At 31.8% G+C, this 13,530-nt stretch carries 19 protein-coding genes; 15 read left to right on the forward strand and 4 right to left on the reverse strand.

The annotated features are described in order from the left end of the window. Positions 1 to 4 precede the first annotated feature (4 nt). The 10 genes from BT107_RS04105 to BT107_RS04150 all read left to right on the forward strand — a co-directional run bounded on the left by BT107_RS04105 (position 5) and on the right by BT107_RS04150 (position 5,664). On the forward strand, positions 5 to 1,426 hold the full coding sequence (locus tag BT107_RS04105; protein WP_072302475.1) for an SDR family oxidoreductase: 1,422 nt from the start codon (positions 5 to 7) through the stop codon (positions 1,424 to 1,426). A gap of 3 nt (positions 1,427 to 1,429) precedes the next feature. Further along, entirely contained in the window at positions 1,430 to 1,705 is a 276-nt protein-coding gene (locus BT107_RS04110) for a TIGR03643 family protein (RefSeq protein WP_072302476.1), read from the forward strand. Between the two features lie 57 nt (positions 1,706 to 1,762). Next, on the forward strand, positions 1,763 to 2,449 hold the full coding sequence (gene folE, locus BT107_RS04115) for a GTP cyclohydrolase I FolE (RefSeq protein WP_072302477.1): 687 nt from the start codon (positions 1,763 to 1,765) through the stop codon (positions 2,447 to 2,449). Between the two features lie 4 nt (positions 2,450 to 2,453). Next, positions 2,454 to 2,675, forward strand: coding sequence for a hypothetical protein (locus BT107_RS04120; protein ID WP_072302478.1), 222 nt, complete (start codon positions 2,454 to 2,456; stop codon positions 2,673 to 2,675). Positions 2,676 to 2,770: 95 nt separating this feature from the next. After that, positions 2,771 to 3,454, forward strand: a complete 684-nt coding sequence (locus BT107_RS04125; RefSeq protein WP_072302479.1) for an SDR family NAD(P)-dependent oxidoreductase — start codon at positions 2,771 to 2,773, stop codon at positions 3,452 to 3,454. Position 3,455: 1 nt separating this feature from the next. Beyond that, on the forward strand, positions 3,456 to 4,004 hold the full coding sequence (locus tag BT107_RS04130) for a glutathione peroxidase (RefSeq protein WP_084639109.1): 549 nt from the start codon (positions 3,456 to 3,458) through the stop codon (positions 4,002 to 4,004). Positions 4,005 to 4,007: 3 nt separating this feature from the next. Continuing rightward, positions 4,008 to 4,193, forward strand: a complete 186-nt coding sequence (locus BT107_RS04135; RefSeq protein WP_072302480.1) for a Lacal_2735 family protein — start codon at positions 4,008 to 4,010, stop codon at positions 4,191 to 4,193. After that, a complete protein-coding gene (locus BT107_RS04140) occupies positions 4,180 to 4,641 on the forward strand; it encodes a TspO/MBR family protein (protein WP_072302481.1) in 462 nt (153 codons plus the stop codon). Before BT107_RS04135 ends, BT107_RS04140 begins: the two co-directional genes overlap by 14 nt. Position 4,642: 1 nt before the next feature. Then, positions 4,643 to 5,107, forward strand: coding sequence for an SRPBCC family protein (locus BT107_RS04145; RefSeq protein WP_072302482.1), 465 nt, complete (start codon positions 4,643 to 4,645; stop codon positions 5,105 to 5,107). A gap of 125 nt (positions 5,108 to 5,232) precedes the next feature. Then, complete coding sequence (locus BT107_RS04150) at positions 5,233 to 5,664, forward strand: hypothetical protein (RefSeq protein ID WP_072302483.1); 432 nt, start codon at positions 5,233 to 5,235, stop codon at positions 5,662 to 5,664. A gap of 6 nt (positions 5,665 to 5,670) precedes the next feature. Here BT107_RS04150 and murA read toward each other — a convergent pair whose 3' ends face one another. The 3 genes from murA to BT107_RS04165 all read right to left on the reverse strand — a co-directional run bounded on the left by murA (position 5,671) and on the right by BT107_RS04165 (position 8,047). Then, positions 5,671 to 6,978, reverse strand: a complete 1,308-nt coding sequence (murA, locus tag BT107_RS04155; protein ID WP_072302484.1) for a UDP-N-acetylglucosamine 1-carboxyvinyltransferase — start codon at positions 6,976 to 6,978, stop codon at positions 5,671 to 5,673. Positions 6,979 to 6,993: 15 nt separating this feature from the next. Further along, positions 6,994 to 7,656: a DUF4290 domain-containing protein gene (locus BT107_RS04160; RefSeq protein WP_072302485.1), complete on the reverse strand. Its 663-nt coding sequence runs from the start codon at positions 7,654 to 7,656 to the stop codon at positions 6,994 to 6,996. A gap of 103 nt (positions 7,657 to 7,759) precedes the next feature. Next, positions 7,760 to 8,047 carry a DUF493 family protein gene (locus BT107_RS04165; RefSeq protein ID WP_072302486.1) on the reverse strand — a complete coding sequence of 96 codons (288 nt, stop codon included), beginning with the start codon at positions 8,045 to 8,047 and terminating at the stop codon, positions 7,760 to 7,762. Between the two features lie 95 nt (positions 8,048 to 8,142). Here BT107_RS04165 and BT107_RS04170 point away from each other — a divergent pair, with 95 nt between their 5' ends. The 5 genes from BT107_RS04170 (at position 8,143) to BT107_RS04190 (ending at position 12,652) form a co-directional block, all read left to right on the forward strand. Then, complete coding sequence (locus tag BT107_RS04170; RefSeq protein WP_072302487.1) at positions 8,143 to 8,685, forward strand: AAA family ATPase; 543 nt, start codon at positions 8,143 to 8,145, stop codon at positions 8,683 to 8,685. Then, a complete protein-coding gene (locus tag BT107_RS04175) occupies positions 8,685 to 10,583 on the forward strand; it encodes a RecQ family ATP-dependent DNA helicase (RefSeq protein ID WP_072302488.1) in 1,899 nt (632 codons plus the stop codon). Before BT107_RS04170 ends, BT107_RS04175 begins: the two co-directional genes overlap by 1 nt. A 1-nt stretch (position 10,584) precedes the next feature. Next, positions 10,585 to 11,532, forward strand: coding sequence for a methionyl-tRNA formyltransferase (fmt, locus tag BT107_RS04180; protein WP_072302489.1), 948 nt, complete (start codon positions 10,585 to 10,587; stop codon positions 11,530 to 11,532). 175 nt (positions 11,533 to 11,707) lie between these two features. Then, positions 11,708 to 11,980 (forward strand): HU family DNA-binding protein, encoded by a 273-nt coding sequence (locus BT107_RS04185; RefSeq protein ID WP_072302490.1) that lies wholly within the window; start codon positions 11,708 to 11,710, stop codon positions 11,978 to 11,980. A gap of 111 nt (positions 11,981 to 12,091) precedes the next feature. Further along, positions 12,092 to 12,652 carry a YqgE/AlgH family protein gene (locus BT107_RS04190; RefSeq protein ID WP_072302491.1) on the forward strand — a complete coding sequence of 187 codons (561 nt, stop codon included), beginning with the start codon at positions 12,092 to 12,094 and terminating at the stop codon, positions 12,650 to 12,652. Here BT107_RS04190 and BT107_RS04195 read toward each other — a convergent pair. Further along, complete coding sequence (locus BT107_RS04195) at positions 12,649 to 13,494, reverse strand: aminotransferase class IV (RefSeq protein WP_072302492.1); 846 nt, start codon at positions 13,492 to 13,494, stop codon at positions 12,649 to 12,651. The genes BT107_RS04190 and BT107_RS04195 overlap by 4 nt on opposite strands. Positions 13,495 to 13,530: the final 36 nt, after the last annotated feature.

The raw sequence follows: 13,530 nt of genomic DNA on the forward strand, positions 1-13,530 counted from the left end.
TAATATGAAAATTCTAGTAACAGGTACAACTGGCTATATAGGCAAAAGATTAGTACCCCTTTTAATACAAGAGGGTCACAATGTTGTATGCGTTGTTAGAGATAAATTAAGAGCAGAAGATTGGTATAAAGAAGAGCCTTTAATAACAGTTGTAGAAGCAGACTTTTTACAAGAAGAGACATTGCATACAATACCAAAAGATATAGACATAGCATATTATTTAATACATTCTATGTCTAATTCATCAACTAATTTTAAATCACTAGAAGAACAATGTGCCATCAACTTTAAAAAATACATTGAAAAAACCACAACTAAACAAGTATTATACTTAAGTGGTATTACCAATGATCCTAAGTTGTCTATGCATTTATCATCTAGAAAATTGGTAGAAGAAACTTTAGCTTCTAATGTATATGCTCTTACAACATTTAGAGCAGGTATTATTGTAGGCTCTGGAAGTTCTTCTTTTGAAATTATTAGAGATTTAGTAGAAAAACTACCTATAATGGTTGCTCCAAAATGGTTAGATACAAAAACACAACCTCTAGCAGTTAGAGATGTATTACTATTTTTATCTAAAGCAATTGGTAAAGAAGAACTATATAATAAAGGAATAGATATTTTTGGACCTAATGTACTTACATACAAACAAATGTTATTGCAGTTTGCCAAAGTAAGAGGTTTAAAAAGATATATAATTACGGTTCCTGTTATGACACCTAAACTATCTTCTTATTGGTTGTATTTTGTAACATCTACATCTTACAAACTTGCATCTACTTTAGTAAAAAGTATGGGTGTAGAAATTATAGGTAAACCAAGTGATATAAATTCAGTTTTAGACATACAACCTATAACTTACAAAGAAGCGGTTGAGTTGGCTTTTGAGAAAATTGAACAAAATAGCATCTTATCTAGTTGGAAAGATTCTATGATAAGCAGTGGTAGATTAAAAGGGAGCATACATAAGTACATAAATGTTCCAAAATATGGCTGTTTTACAGATTATAAAGAACGTAAGGTTTTAAACAAAAAGAAGACTATAGATAAGATTTGGGCTATAGGCGGACCAACAGGTTGGTACTACGGTACTATTTTATGGAAATTTAGAGGTTATTTAGACAAGTTATTTGGTGGCATAGGCCTAAGAAGAGGTAGAACTAGCCCCACTGATTTAAGTGTAGGAGATGCATTAGATTTTTGGCGTGTTATTTATGCAGATAAAGAACAGCAAAAATTACTATTATATGCTGAAATGAAACTACCTGGAGAGGCTTGGTTAGAGTTTAAAATTGAAAATGATATACTTAAACAAACGGCTACTTTTAGACCAAGAGGCTTAGCTGGTAGGCTGTATTGGTATAGTGTTTTACCTTTTCATATATTTATTTTTAACGGAATGATTAACAAATTAGCCGCATAGAATATGAACTTAACTATAGAACAAATAGACCGTGTTATAGAAATGGCTTGGGAAGACAGAACCACTTTTGATGCTATAAAACATCAATTTGGATTATCTGAAAAAGAAGTGATTACGGTAATGCGTCAAGAAATGAAACCTAGTAGTTTTAAAATGTGGCGGAAACGGGTACAAGGCCGTAAAACAAAGCACGCAAAACTAAGAACTTTTGTAAACGGAAGGTTTAAATGTAGTAGACAAAAACAAATTACTAATAACACTATAAGCAAAAGATATTAAAGAAGTACATTTTTTAAAATAAATAGTGCTTTATTGCTAAAATTACTATATATTATAATGAGTTTAGATACAGTAGACATAACAAACACAAAAAGTAACATATCTGTAGAAGATATTGGTGACGATCATTTATATTCGGGATTAAACACTCCTATTAAAAAAAATGCTTTTGCTTTAAGTGATGAGCAAAAAAAGGAGAAAATAGAAGTGTTATTTGGTGAAATAATGGATGTTATGGGCTTAGACCTAACTGATGATTCTTTACAAGGAACACCAAAACGTGTTGCTAAAATGTATATTGATGAAATTTTTTCTGGTTTAAACCCTATAAATAAGCCTAAAATTGCTTTATTTGAAAATAAATACCAATACAACCAGATTCTCGTAGAGAAAAATATTACATTTTACTCTAATTGCGAGCATCATTTTGTGCCAATTATTGGCAAAGCACACGTTGCTTATAAATCGTCTGGTAAAGTAATAGGATTGTCTAAACTAAACAGAATAGTACAATACTATGCAAAAAGACCACAAGTTCAAGAACGCTTAACAAACCAAATTGGTGTTGAGCTTCAAAAAATATTAAAAACAGAAGATGTTGCTGTAATAATAGATGCAAAACATTTATGTGTTGCTTCTAGAGGCATTAAAGATGATGCTTCTACCACAATTACATCTTTTTACGGCGGAGAATTTAATAGTTCCGCAAAAATAACAGAAATACAAAACTATTTAAAACATTAAGAGTATGGAGATTATAGATAAAGCATTAGAATTTGAGAAAAGAAAAATGAAGTCGCTTTCTAACAGTGAGAGAGTTGAAATTTCTCGTGAAGCTAAAGCTCTTATTCTTGAGCTTAACCAATTATACAAAGAAAACAAAGACGAGGAGATTATGGACTTAATGAAACGTCTTACTGTTATTAAGCGTAAGGTTGAGAAAAGACTAAATATGCAGCCTCTACCATAGCATTATTTAAGTAAAACATTTAAGAATACCTTATATAATTGGCAAATTACACTTGTCCAACTAGACATTCTTTGCCTAATTTTAAATAAAAACTAATGAAAACAACAGTTATTATTGGTGGCAGCAAAGGAATTGGATTTGCCATTACAAAAGAACTTTTAGCTACAAATAAAGTTATTGTTATTAGTAGAACAGCACCAGATTTAGAACATCAAAATCTAACGCATTACACTTGTGATGTTCTCACAGATGAATTACCAGAAATAGAATCTATAGATGGCTTAGTATACTGCCCAGGTAGTATTAACCTTAAACCAATTACAAGACTCAGTATTGAGGATTTTAAAGAAGATTTTGAAATTAATGTAATTGGAGCAGTTAAAACAATTAAGCATTATTTAAATGCCATAAAAAAAGGCACTAATCCATCTATAGTTTTATTTAGTACAGTAGCAACAAAATTAGGAATGCCATACCACGCAAGTATTGCAACTGCTAAAGCAGGTGTAGAAGGACTTGTAAAATCCTTAGGAGCAGAACTAGCTCCAAACATACGTATTAATGCAATTGCACCAACTGTAACAAATACAGATTTAGCAGCTAAGCTTTTACGTAATGATAAAATGATCGAAAATATCAAAGAGAGGCACCCTTTAAAACGTTTTTTAGACCCTAAAGATGTTGCACATATGGCAAGCTTTCTTCTAAGTGAAAAGACATTAAATATGTCTGGTCAGATACTAGAGATAGACTGCGGAATTGTAAATTTTAAATTATAAAATGAAACCATTAGTTATGATTATATTACTCTCCATATTTTCTTCTTGTTCTTCTAAACAAAAGGCAGAACCTATGACTAGTATTTATGACATTAAAGTAACTGGCTTAGAAGGCAAATCTATCAACTTAGCTGATTATAAAGGCAAAAAAATACTTTTTGTAAATGTCGCCTCTAAATGCGGCTTTACGGGTCAGTATGAAGAATTGCAAAAGCTTTATGATACATATAAAGATAATTTAATGATAATTGGTGCTCCTTGCAACCAATTTGGAAGTCAAGAATCCGGAACTGAAGAAGAAATTAAAACATTTTGCCAAAGAAACTATGGAGTTACTTTTTTAATGACCGAAAAATTAAATGTTAAAGGAGAAAACCAGCATCCGTTATACGCATGGCTAACACAAAAAGAACTTAACGGAAGCACAAGCACATCTGTAAAATGGAATTTTCAAAAATATTTAATAGATGAAGAAGGTAAGTTTATAGACTACTACTACTCTACTACAAGCCCGTTAAGTAAAAAGATAACAAAACACTTAAGCAAGTAAATTATGTTTGGTCTATTTAAAAAAAAATCACCAGTAGTTAAATTACAAAAACAGTACGAGCAACTAATGAAAGAATATCACGCCCTTTCTACTAGTAATCGTAGTGCTAGTGATGCTAAATTTGCCGAGGCAGAAGCTATACAAGACAAAATAGTAGAACTAATGAAAAATAGTAATGAAACTAACTAAATACATTATTCTATTCCTAATTTTAAATTTTAGCGCTTTAGCAATAGGAGTTTTACTTATGGACAACGGTGCACAATCTACTTGGTACTTAAACCTAAACAAGGCACCTTGGACTCCTCCTGGATGGGTTTTTGGAGCAGCTTGGACAACTATAATGATATGTTTTGCTATTTATTTAGGCTATTTAGCAAAAGTTAACAATAGTTTTAAATTTATGATTGTTTACGCTATACAATGGTTTTTAAACGTAGGTTGGAATTTTGCTTTTTTCAATCAACATAACATTAAAACAGGTCTTGTTCTTATTACAGCTCTAACATTTCTAATTATATACATTACCAACAAATACAAGAATAAAACAAAAGCGAAATGGCTTCTATTACTGCCTTATATAATTTGGCTTTGTATAGCTACTTCATTAAACGCCTATATTCTAATCTATAACTAATATGAAGATTTATACCCTACACGAAAAGCAAAAGTTACCCATTAGTTTAGAAACTGCTTGGGAATTCTTATCTAAGCCAGAAAACTTAAAAACAATTACGCCAGACTACATGGGATTTATTATTTTATCTGGTGCAGACAGGCCTATGTATCAGGGGCAAATTATACAATACATAGTTACTCCCGTTTTAGGTATAAAAACAAAATGGGTTACAGAAATTACACATATGGTAAAAAATAAATATTTTGTAGACGAGCAACGCTTTGGACCATATGCACTTTGGCATCACAAACATTTTATTAAAGAAATAGATGGCGGCGTAGAAATGGAAGATATTATAGATTACAAAGTCCCTTTTGGGATTTTAGGCCAACTTGTACACCCTATTTTAGTTAAACCAAAATTAGAAGAAATCTTTAATCATAGAAAAAAGAAATTAAACGAAATTTTTGGAGTCTACAAATAATGACTTAGGCTTATATATCATAAAACATAAGTTACACTAGAAAAGATACATTTTTTACGTACCTTATATCTTGGAACAATATTTATCCTGCTTTTTAATTAAAAATTGGCATAAACTCAATTAAAATGATAGATATATTAAGACTTATGTTTGAATTTTGCGCTGTAATTGTATTTGGTATGTTGCAGCTTATAGTCTACCCATCTTTAATGTTTTACTCAAGAGAGGAATTATTAAAGTGGTACCATTCTGGAAGAGACCGTATATTTATTTTTGCCATTATTTTAACTCCTGGGCACTTAATTACTTCTGTTTTACAACTTATAGACAGACAAAATCCGTATACTATTGTTAGTGTTTTATGCATTGCCTTTATGTGGTTTCAGCACATTGTTATTATAGAGCCAAAACACGGTAAAATAATAGCAGGCGTAGACTCTTCTATAGAAATAAGAAAAAGCATAGCAAAACAAAACCTAGTAAGAATAGTTATAATTACATTCTTACTAGGTTGGACTCTTTATAATACTATACAAAGTACTACTATGTGGTTATAAACAAAGTTATACTCGCGTAATTTTAGCTCCTATAGCTCTTAAACGCTCGTCAATATTTTCGTAACCTCTGTCTATTTGTTCTATATTGTGTATTGTAGATGTTCCTTTTGCAGATAAAGCTGCAATTAATAAAGATACACCAGCCCTAATATCTGGAGACACCATTGTAGTAGCCTTTAATGTAGATTTAAAATCGTGACCTATAACTGTTGCCCTGTGCGGATCACACAAAATAACTTTAGCTCCCATATCTAATAATTTATCAACGAAAAACAAGCGGCTTTCAAACATTTTCTGATGTATTAAAACCTCCCCTTTAGCTTGCGTAGCAACTACCAAAATAATACTTAATAAATCTGGAGTTAATCCTGGCCAAGGTGCGTCTGAGATTGTTAAAATTGAACCATCGATATAGTTCTGAATTTCATAACCATCTTTATGTTCAGGAATATAAATATCATCACCTCTACGCTCTAAAGTAATACCTAATTTTCTAAAAACAGTAGGTATCTGCCCTAGATCGTCCCAACTTACATTTTTAATTGTAAGTTCACTTTTTGTCATAGCTGCTAAACCAATCCAACTACCAATTTCTATCATATCTGGTAGCATTCTGTGCTCTGTACCACCAAGAGCATCTACACCTTCTATAGTTAAAAGATTAGACCCTACACCAGTAATTTTAGCACCCATGCGATTTAACATTTTACAAAGCTGTTGCAAGTAAGGCTCACAAGCTGCATTGTATATTGTTGTTGTTCCTTCTGCTAAAACCGCAGCCATTACTATATTTGCTGTACCAGTCACAGAGGCTTCATCTAAAAGCATATAAGTACCTTTTAGCTTTTTAGCTTCTACTCCGTAAAAATACTCTTCTTTGTTGTATCTAAATTTTGCTCCTAAATTAATAAAACCTTCAAAGTGCGTATCTAATCTACGACGACCAATTTTATCTCCTCCAGGTTTAGGAATATACCCCTTGCCAAAACGCGCCAATAAAGGACCAACAAGCATTATAGATCCACGTAAACCACGACCATCTTCTTTAAACTGGTCAGATTGTAAATAATCTAAGTTTACATCATCTGCTTTAAACGTATAAGAACCTTTACCTCTTTTTTGAATTTTTACACCCAAGTCTTCTAGTAAAGCTATAAGTTTATTAACATCTACAATGTCTGGTATGTTATTTATTTGTACTTCTTCAGGTGTTAATAACACTGCACAAAGTATTTGTAAAGCTTCATTTTTAGCTCCTTGCGGAGTAATATCTCCTTGTAGACGGTGACCGCCCTCAATTTTAAATGTCCCCATTTAAGATTCTATTATTTAGTACCGTTTTTTACCACGGTTATTATTGTTATTTCTTTGATTGCTTTTTGCGTTGGTGTATCTAGCATTAGATTTTGCTATTCTATTCTTTAAGAATTGTCCGCTATCTGTTAACGTTTCTTCCTTTTTAGCTAAATCTATTCGTCCTTCGCTTAACTCGTATAAATGTTTAAATATAGCACTATCATCTACCACATCTTTATTCCAGTTTAGGTAGCACTTTTTCATATGGTTTGCAATAGCATACTCTAAACCATCTCTCATATCACCTTCTTCCCACTCTACAGCAACATCAATCATACGTTTTATGTTATTACCATAAAACCTATATTTAGGAAAATTTTGAGGATATTCTAGTGGTTCTGGACGCTCTTGCAGCATTTCCTTGGTTGTAATAGGAAAAGGAGAATCTACATCTAATTTAAAATCAGACATTATAAATAACTGATCCCATAGTTTGTGCTGAAAATCTGGCACATCTCTTAAATGAGGCTGCAAATTACCCATTACACTAATAATAGCTTTAGCTACCTTATTGCGTTCTTCTGCATCTTCTATAGATATTGCATAGTCAACCATTTTTTGAAAATGACGACCGTATTCTGGAATAATGAGCTGATCGCGCTCAGTATTATACTCTAAGTTTTCTACTAAATTCAAACTAAAAAGATTTATGCTAATTTATATTCTAAAACGTGAAGTTCTACGTTTATGTTCTGCAAAGTACTAAAATAAATAAAACAAACACCAATTACAGACGGTTTTATAACGATATAACTCCTTTTATCTTACCTACTTCAATATATTTAGCAATAATAGCATCAGAATCTTTCATATTTACAGTGATAGACACACTTGTATATTTACCGTTTTTAGATTTTTTAGACTCTATTACAGCACCTGTATTATTAAAAATTTGTTCTATTTCTTTAAACTTTTCTGGATCTGTTGGGATAATAAATTTATATAGGTAATTAGCTGGCCAAGTGCTACTTAAATCTAACTGCTCTTTTAATCTTGCGTAAAATTCTTCCGGATTATCTGTATTCATACCATTTTTTTTACAAATATAGTGCAATGCTGTATTTTACACCACTTTTTATGTAGTTCCTATTTTAGTTATCTTTGCTGTATTAAATTAGCGTATTGAAACAAAAAAAGATAGTTATTACAGGAGGTCCTAGTACAGGAAAAACAACAGTTATTAATAAAATTGATGCTTTAGGCTATACCTGCTTGCATGAGATTTCTAGAGATGTTACTTTGGCTGCCAGAGAAGAAGGCATAACACAGCTTTTTATCACCAATCCTTTGTTATTTAGCGATAAGCTATTAGCTGGGCGTTTAGACCAATTTAACACCGCAAACACCATAGAGGAAGAGGTTGTTTTTCTGGATCGTGGCGTACCAGATGTTGTTGCTTATTTAAATGGAACAGATATTACTTATGGCGAAAATTATAAGGAAACTTGTAACACAGCTAAATATGATGTAGTTTTTATTTTCCCCCCATGGGAAGAAATACATTCTAACGATAATGAAAGGTATGAGGATTTTGAAGAAGCAAAACGCATACACCAATTGTTAGACCAAACCTACAGAGACTATGGCTATACTCCTATTATAGTACCTACAGGAACAGTAGAAGAACGTACTAATTTTATATTAAAAACCTTAAACATTAGCTAGTGCAGAAAAGTCCGCAAGATATTTTACAACAATACTGGGGATATGCTAGCTTTAGAGGCTCGCAAGAAAAAATTATAACTACTGTTTTAGATCAAAAAGATGCTTTAGCATTATTACCAACTGGTGGCGGAAAATCTATTTGCTACCAAATACCCGCTTTAGTACAAGAAGGTATTTGTATAGTAGTCTCGCCATTAATTGCCTTAATACAAGACCAAGTAGATAGCTTAAAAGAAAAAGGTATAAAAGCCATTGCTCTTACCGGTGGTATTTCTATAGATGAAGTTATAAACTTACTAGACAATTGTGTTTTTGGTAACTATAAGTTTCTATATCTGTCTCCAGAACGTTTACAACAAGACCTAATAAAAGAGCGTATTCTACAGATGAATGTAAACCTTATTGCTATAGATGAGGCACATTGCATTTCGCAATGGGGAAATGATTTTAGACCTGCATACCAAAATTGTGGCGTATTAAGAGATATGTTTCCGGCAGTACCTGTATTGGCTCTTACAGCAACAGCAACTAAAAAAGTAGCAGAAGATATTATACAAAGTCTTCAATTTAGAGATTCTTTAATAATTAAAGATTCTTTTTCTAGAGATAATATTACCTATAAAATTGTTTGGAACGAAGATAAATTACATCAACTAAAACAACTTTGTGCGCGAACTGAAAATAGCGCTATTGTTTACGTAAGATCTAGACGTTTAACAGAACAAATATCTGCTTATTTAAATAATAATGGTTTTACAACTACGTTTTTTCACGGTGGTGTTTCTAGAAAAGAAAAACAAAATAGACTTACCAATTGGCTTAAAAATAAAAGTAAAATTATTGTAGCTACCAATGCATTTGGTATGGGTATAGACAAACCAGATGTTCGTTTGGTTGTGCATTATCAAATTCCAGATAGTATAGAAAATTATTACCAAGAAGCCGGTAGAGCTGGTAGAGATGGTCAAGAATCTAATGCTGTATTACTTTTAAACAAAGAAGATGAAACACAAGTAAAACAACAGTTTCTAAGTGTTTTACCAGATATTACTTTTTTAAAACTGTTATATAATAAGTTAAATAATTATTTTCAGATTTCTTACGGAGAAGATAGACCAGAAAAGTTTCAACTAAACTTTAATGCATTTTGTAGCACCTATAAGCTAAAAGGTATGCTAACCTATAATGCACTAAAAATATTAGATCAGCATTCTGTTATATCACTAGAAGAGAATTATAACAAACAAGCAACTATTCAATTTACAGCTACAAAACCAACACTTAATCAGTATTTAAGCACACATAAGAGTTTGGTTGCTATTGTACAAACATTGCTAAGGACGTATGGTGGTATTTTTGAATATGAAATAAAAATTAACACGGTATTACTATCTAAAAAATTGAACATAGATGAAAACACCATTACACTAGCGCTTGAAAAATTACAAAAAGACGAAATTATAGCCTATACTGCACAAAACAGTGATTTAGAACTTACTTTTTTAGTGCCAAGAGAAGATGATTTAACTATAAATGCATTTTCTAAAAAAGTAAAAGAATTACAACAAGTAAAGGTTAACAACATAGATGCTATGTTAACGTATATTAAAACTGATACTATTTGTAGAAATGTACAACTACTAGCTTATTTTGGAGAAAAAAAGAAACGTTGTGGCAAATGCGATGTTTGCTTAAAACAAGGTCCGCCAACAAATAATTTAATTTTAGAGCTAGTTGCCGTAGAAATTACTACAAAGTTAAGTTCTGCTAACTTAAGCTCTAGAGAACTAATACAAATGCTACCTTATAAAGAAGAGGTAGTTTTAGACACCTTACAGTCTTTATTAGAAGACAGTAAAATAGCCGTTAATTCACAAAACCAATATACAATACAATAATATGAGCAATTTACGCATTGTTTTTATGGGAACACCAGATTTTGCTGTGACCATTTTAGATAGTTTATTACAAAACAAGTATACAGTAGTTGGTGTTATTACCGCTCCAGACAAGCCAGCTGGTCGTGGTAGAAAAATACACACTTCTGCCGTTAAACAATATGCAGAAAAAAACAACCTTAATATATTACAACCAACAAACTTAAAAGACCCTGGTTTTATTAAGGAACTAGAAGACCTAAAAGCAAACCTACAAATTGTAGTCGCTTTTAGAATGCTACCTAAGGTTGTTTGGCAAATGCCAAAACACGGGACATTTAATTTACATGCATCTTTATTACCACAATATCGTGGAGCAGCACCAATTAACTGGGCTATTATAAATGGAGAAACAGAAACAGGTGTTACTACATTTTTTATTGATGATAAAATTGATACAGGTGAAACCATTCTACACAAAAAAATAAACATTACCGCTACAGAAAATGCGGGTGTTTTACACGACAGGTTAATGAATCTTGGAGCAGAACTAGTAATAGAAACATTAGTACAGATTGAAAATGGTAGCGTAAACACCAAAAAACAAGAAGATAACAGCGATTTAAAATTGGCTTACAAGATACATAAGGACACTTGTAAAATAGATTGGACAGCAAATACCACAAAAACCTACAATTTAATAAGAGGTTTAAGTCCATACCCAGCAGCTTGGACTACCTTATATAATGATGATAGTGGTACACCTTTAAAGGTATACACAACAGAATTAGAAGAAACAGAACACAACCTAACTCCAGGTAAATTAGTTTTTGATAAGAAAACAATTAAAGTTGCAGTTCCAAACGGCTACATAAAACTGTTAGAAATACAGCTTTCTGGCAAGCGAAGAATGAAAACCAGCGATGTTTTAAACGGCTTACAATTAAAAGAAACTGCATATTTAGACTAGCTAACACGATTTTTGGTCTAAAAAAGCGTAGAAAAAGCCCTACTTTATTAACAAACACTCTTAGTTATTAACAAAATGGCGTATTTCCCTGCATTTTACTTGCGTTAAAGTTAAATCCATATAAATTTGTTAGAAGAATATAAGTTATTAAAACAACAATTAATTTAATTTAATTATGAACAAAACAGAATTAATCGATGCTATGGCAGCTGACGCTGGCATCACTAAAGCAGCAGCAAAGAAAGCATTAGAGTCTTTTTTAGGAAACGTTGAAGGATCACTTAAAAAAGGTGGTAGAGTTTCTTTAGTAGGTTTTGGATCTTGGTCTGTAACAAGAAGAGAAGCTAGAGACGGTAGAAACCCACAAACTGGTAAAACTATCAAGATAGCAGCTAAAAACGTTGTTAAATTTAAAGCTGGTACTGAGTTAAGCAACTCTGTAAACTAAGCAATAGTTTTTTAAGATATAAAAGCGCTTCTCTTGAGAAGCGCTTTTTTTATGTGCTTATTTTTTATTTCTCGTAAAATTTATTTACTTTAATTGAATAAACACGATTATATGCCAACTAACCACCCACAAAAAGGAAACCTTCTTGTTGCAGAACCGTCTTTAACTGGCGATGTTTCTTTTAACAGGTCTATTGTATTATTAGCAGAGCACAACAAAGAAGGCTCTGTAGGCTTTATTCTTAATAAGCCCTTATCCTATACTATAAACGATTTAGTAGAGGATATTAAAGCTTCTTTTAAAGTTTATAACGGAGGCCCAGTAGAACAAGACAACTTATATTTTATACACAAAGTACCGCACCTTATAGAAGACAGCATAGAAATATCTAATGGTATTTTTTGGGGCGGTAATTTTCAAAAAATAGTAGGATTAATAAATGACAATACCATTACCCATAAAGATATCCGCTTTTTCCTTGGTTATTCTGGTTGGGATTCTCTTCAGTTAGACTTTGAGTTAAGTTCTAAATCTTGGATAGTAACACGCAACATATACAAAAGTGCTATTTTAGAAAAATGTACAATTGATCTTTGGAAAGAAAAGATGGATGAACTTGGCGGCGATTATTTATTATGGTCTAACGCTCCAGAAAATCCTGCATTAAACTAAGACAACCTAGCTAATGCATTTAATTTTCCTAATAAATCTTTAGCAACCTCATTGCTAAATTCTTTTTTCCTGTACTTAGTAATAGACTGTATACCAGTAATTGCGTTCGTTACAAAAAGTTCGTCTGCCTTTTGAAGTTCAAAAGGAGAAATAGAAGCCTCTTCTAGTGTGTAATTTTCTAATTTTTCTAAACTTGCTATTAACTTTTTACGAGTAATACCATTTAAACATCCATCTTTTAAAGGCGGTGTTTTTATAACTGAGCCTTTAACCAAGAATAAATTGCCATTTAAAGCCTCTACAACCTGTTTTGCATTGTTTAGTAGCAAACAGTTGTCATAACCATTTTCGTTAGCGTAAATGCTTCCTAAGACGTTTATAATTCTATTATTAGACTTTAATGTAGATAACAATCCTGTATTAACATAATGATCTTTAAAAAGCTCTACTTCATAGGCTCCGTCTTTATGTACATAAAAAGGGTTCTCTAGTGCTTTAGCCTCTATGATATAACTAATATTATTTGTAGTTGGCAAATACAAACCGCCATTATCTCTATATACCGTAATACGTATACGCACAGCGCTATTTTGTAGTTGACTAGCTTCTATAGTTTCTAGAATTTTTTCTTCTAGATATTCCATAGTAAAATTCATTGGTATTTCCATACGTAGAATACGCATAGATGCCATAAGGCGTAGATAGTGATCTTCCCAAAAGTAAATTTTACCGTTTACAACACGTATGCTTTCAAATAGTGAATCGCCATAACGCAAGCCCCTATTTTCTTCATTTAAAAATAATGCGTTGTTCTCTAGTAATTCTCCGTTAAAATTGATCATAAAAAAAGCCTTGAAAAAAATTCAAGGCCAAAGATA

Origin of the sequence: Cellulophaga fucicola (assembly GCF_900119145.1) — a bacterium.
Lineage (GTDB): Bacteria > Bacteroidota > Bacteroidia > Flavobacteriales > Flavobacteriaceae > Cellulophaga > Cellulophaga fucicola.

What these genes read in the sequence shown, in the direction of transcription:
- BT107_RS04105 (WP_072302475.1), top strand. Translation starts at nt 5, where the DNA reads ATGAAAATTCTAGTAACAGGTACAACTGGCTATATAGGCAAAAGATTA.
- BT107_RS04110 (WP_072302476.1), top strand. Translation starts at nt 1,430, where the DNA reads ATGAACTTAACTATAGAACAAATAGACCGTGTTATAGAAATGGCTTGG.
- folE (WP_072302477.1), top strand. Translation starts at nt 1,763, where the DNA reads ATGAGTTTAGATACAGTAGACATAACAAACACAAAAAGTAACATATCT.
- BT107_RS04120 (WP_072302478.1), top strand. Translation starts at nt 2,454, where the DNA reads ATGGAGATTATAGATAAAGCATTAGAATTTGAGAAAAGAAAAATGAAG.
- BT107_RS04125 (WP_072302479.1), top strand. Translation starts at nt 2,771, where the DNA reads ATGAAAACAACAGTTATTATTGGTGGCAGCAAAGGAATTGGATTTGCC.
- BT107_RS04130 (WP_084639109.1), top strand. Translation starts at nt 3,456, where the DNA reads ATGAAACCATTAGTTATGATTATATTACTCTCCATATTTTCTTCTTGT.
- BT107_RS04135 (WP_072302480.1), top strand. Translation starts at nt 4,008, where the DNA reads ATGTTTGGTCTATTTAAAAAAAAATCACCAGTAGTTAAATTACAAAAA.
- BT107_RS04140 (WP_072302481.1), top strand. Translation starts at nt 4,180, where the DNA reads ATGAAACTAACTAAATACATTATTCTATTCCTAATTTTAAATTTTAGC.
- BT107_RS04145 (WP_072302482.1), top strand. Translation starts at nt 4,643, where the DNA reads ATGAAGATTTATACCCTACACGAAAAGCAAAAGTTACCCATTAGTTTA.
- BT107_RS04150 (WP_072302483.1), top strand. Translation starts at nt 5,233, where the DNA reads ATGATAGATATATTAAGACTTATGTTTGAATTTTGCGCTGTAATTGTA.
- murA (WP_072302484.1), bottom strand. Translation starts at nt 6,978, where the DNA reads ATGGGGACATTTAAAATTGAGGGCGGTCACCGTCTACAAGGAGATATT.
- BT107_RS04165 (WP_072302486.1), bottom strand. Translation starts at nt 8,047, where the DNA reads ATGAATACAGATAATCCGGAAGAATTTTACGCAAGATTAAAAGAGCAG.
- fmt (WP_072302489.1), top strand. Translation starts at nt 10,585, where the DNA reads ATGAGCAATTTACGCATTGTTTTTATGGGAACACCAGATTTTGCTGTG.
- BT107_RS04185 (WP_072302490.1), top strand. Translation starts at nt 11,708, where the DNA reads ATGAACAAAACAGAATTAATCGATGCTATGGCAGCTGACGCTGGCATC.
- BT107_RS04190 (WP_072302491.1), top strand. Translation starts at nt 12,092, where the DNA reads ATGCCAACTAACCACCCACAAAAAGGAAACCTTCTTGTTGCAGAACCG.
- BT107_RS04195 (WP_072302492.1), bottom strand. Translation starts at nt 13,494, where the DNA reads ATGATCAATTTTAACGGAGAATTACTAGAGAACAACGCATTATTTTTA.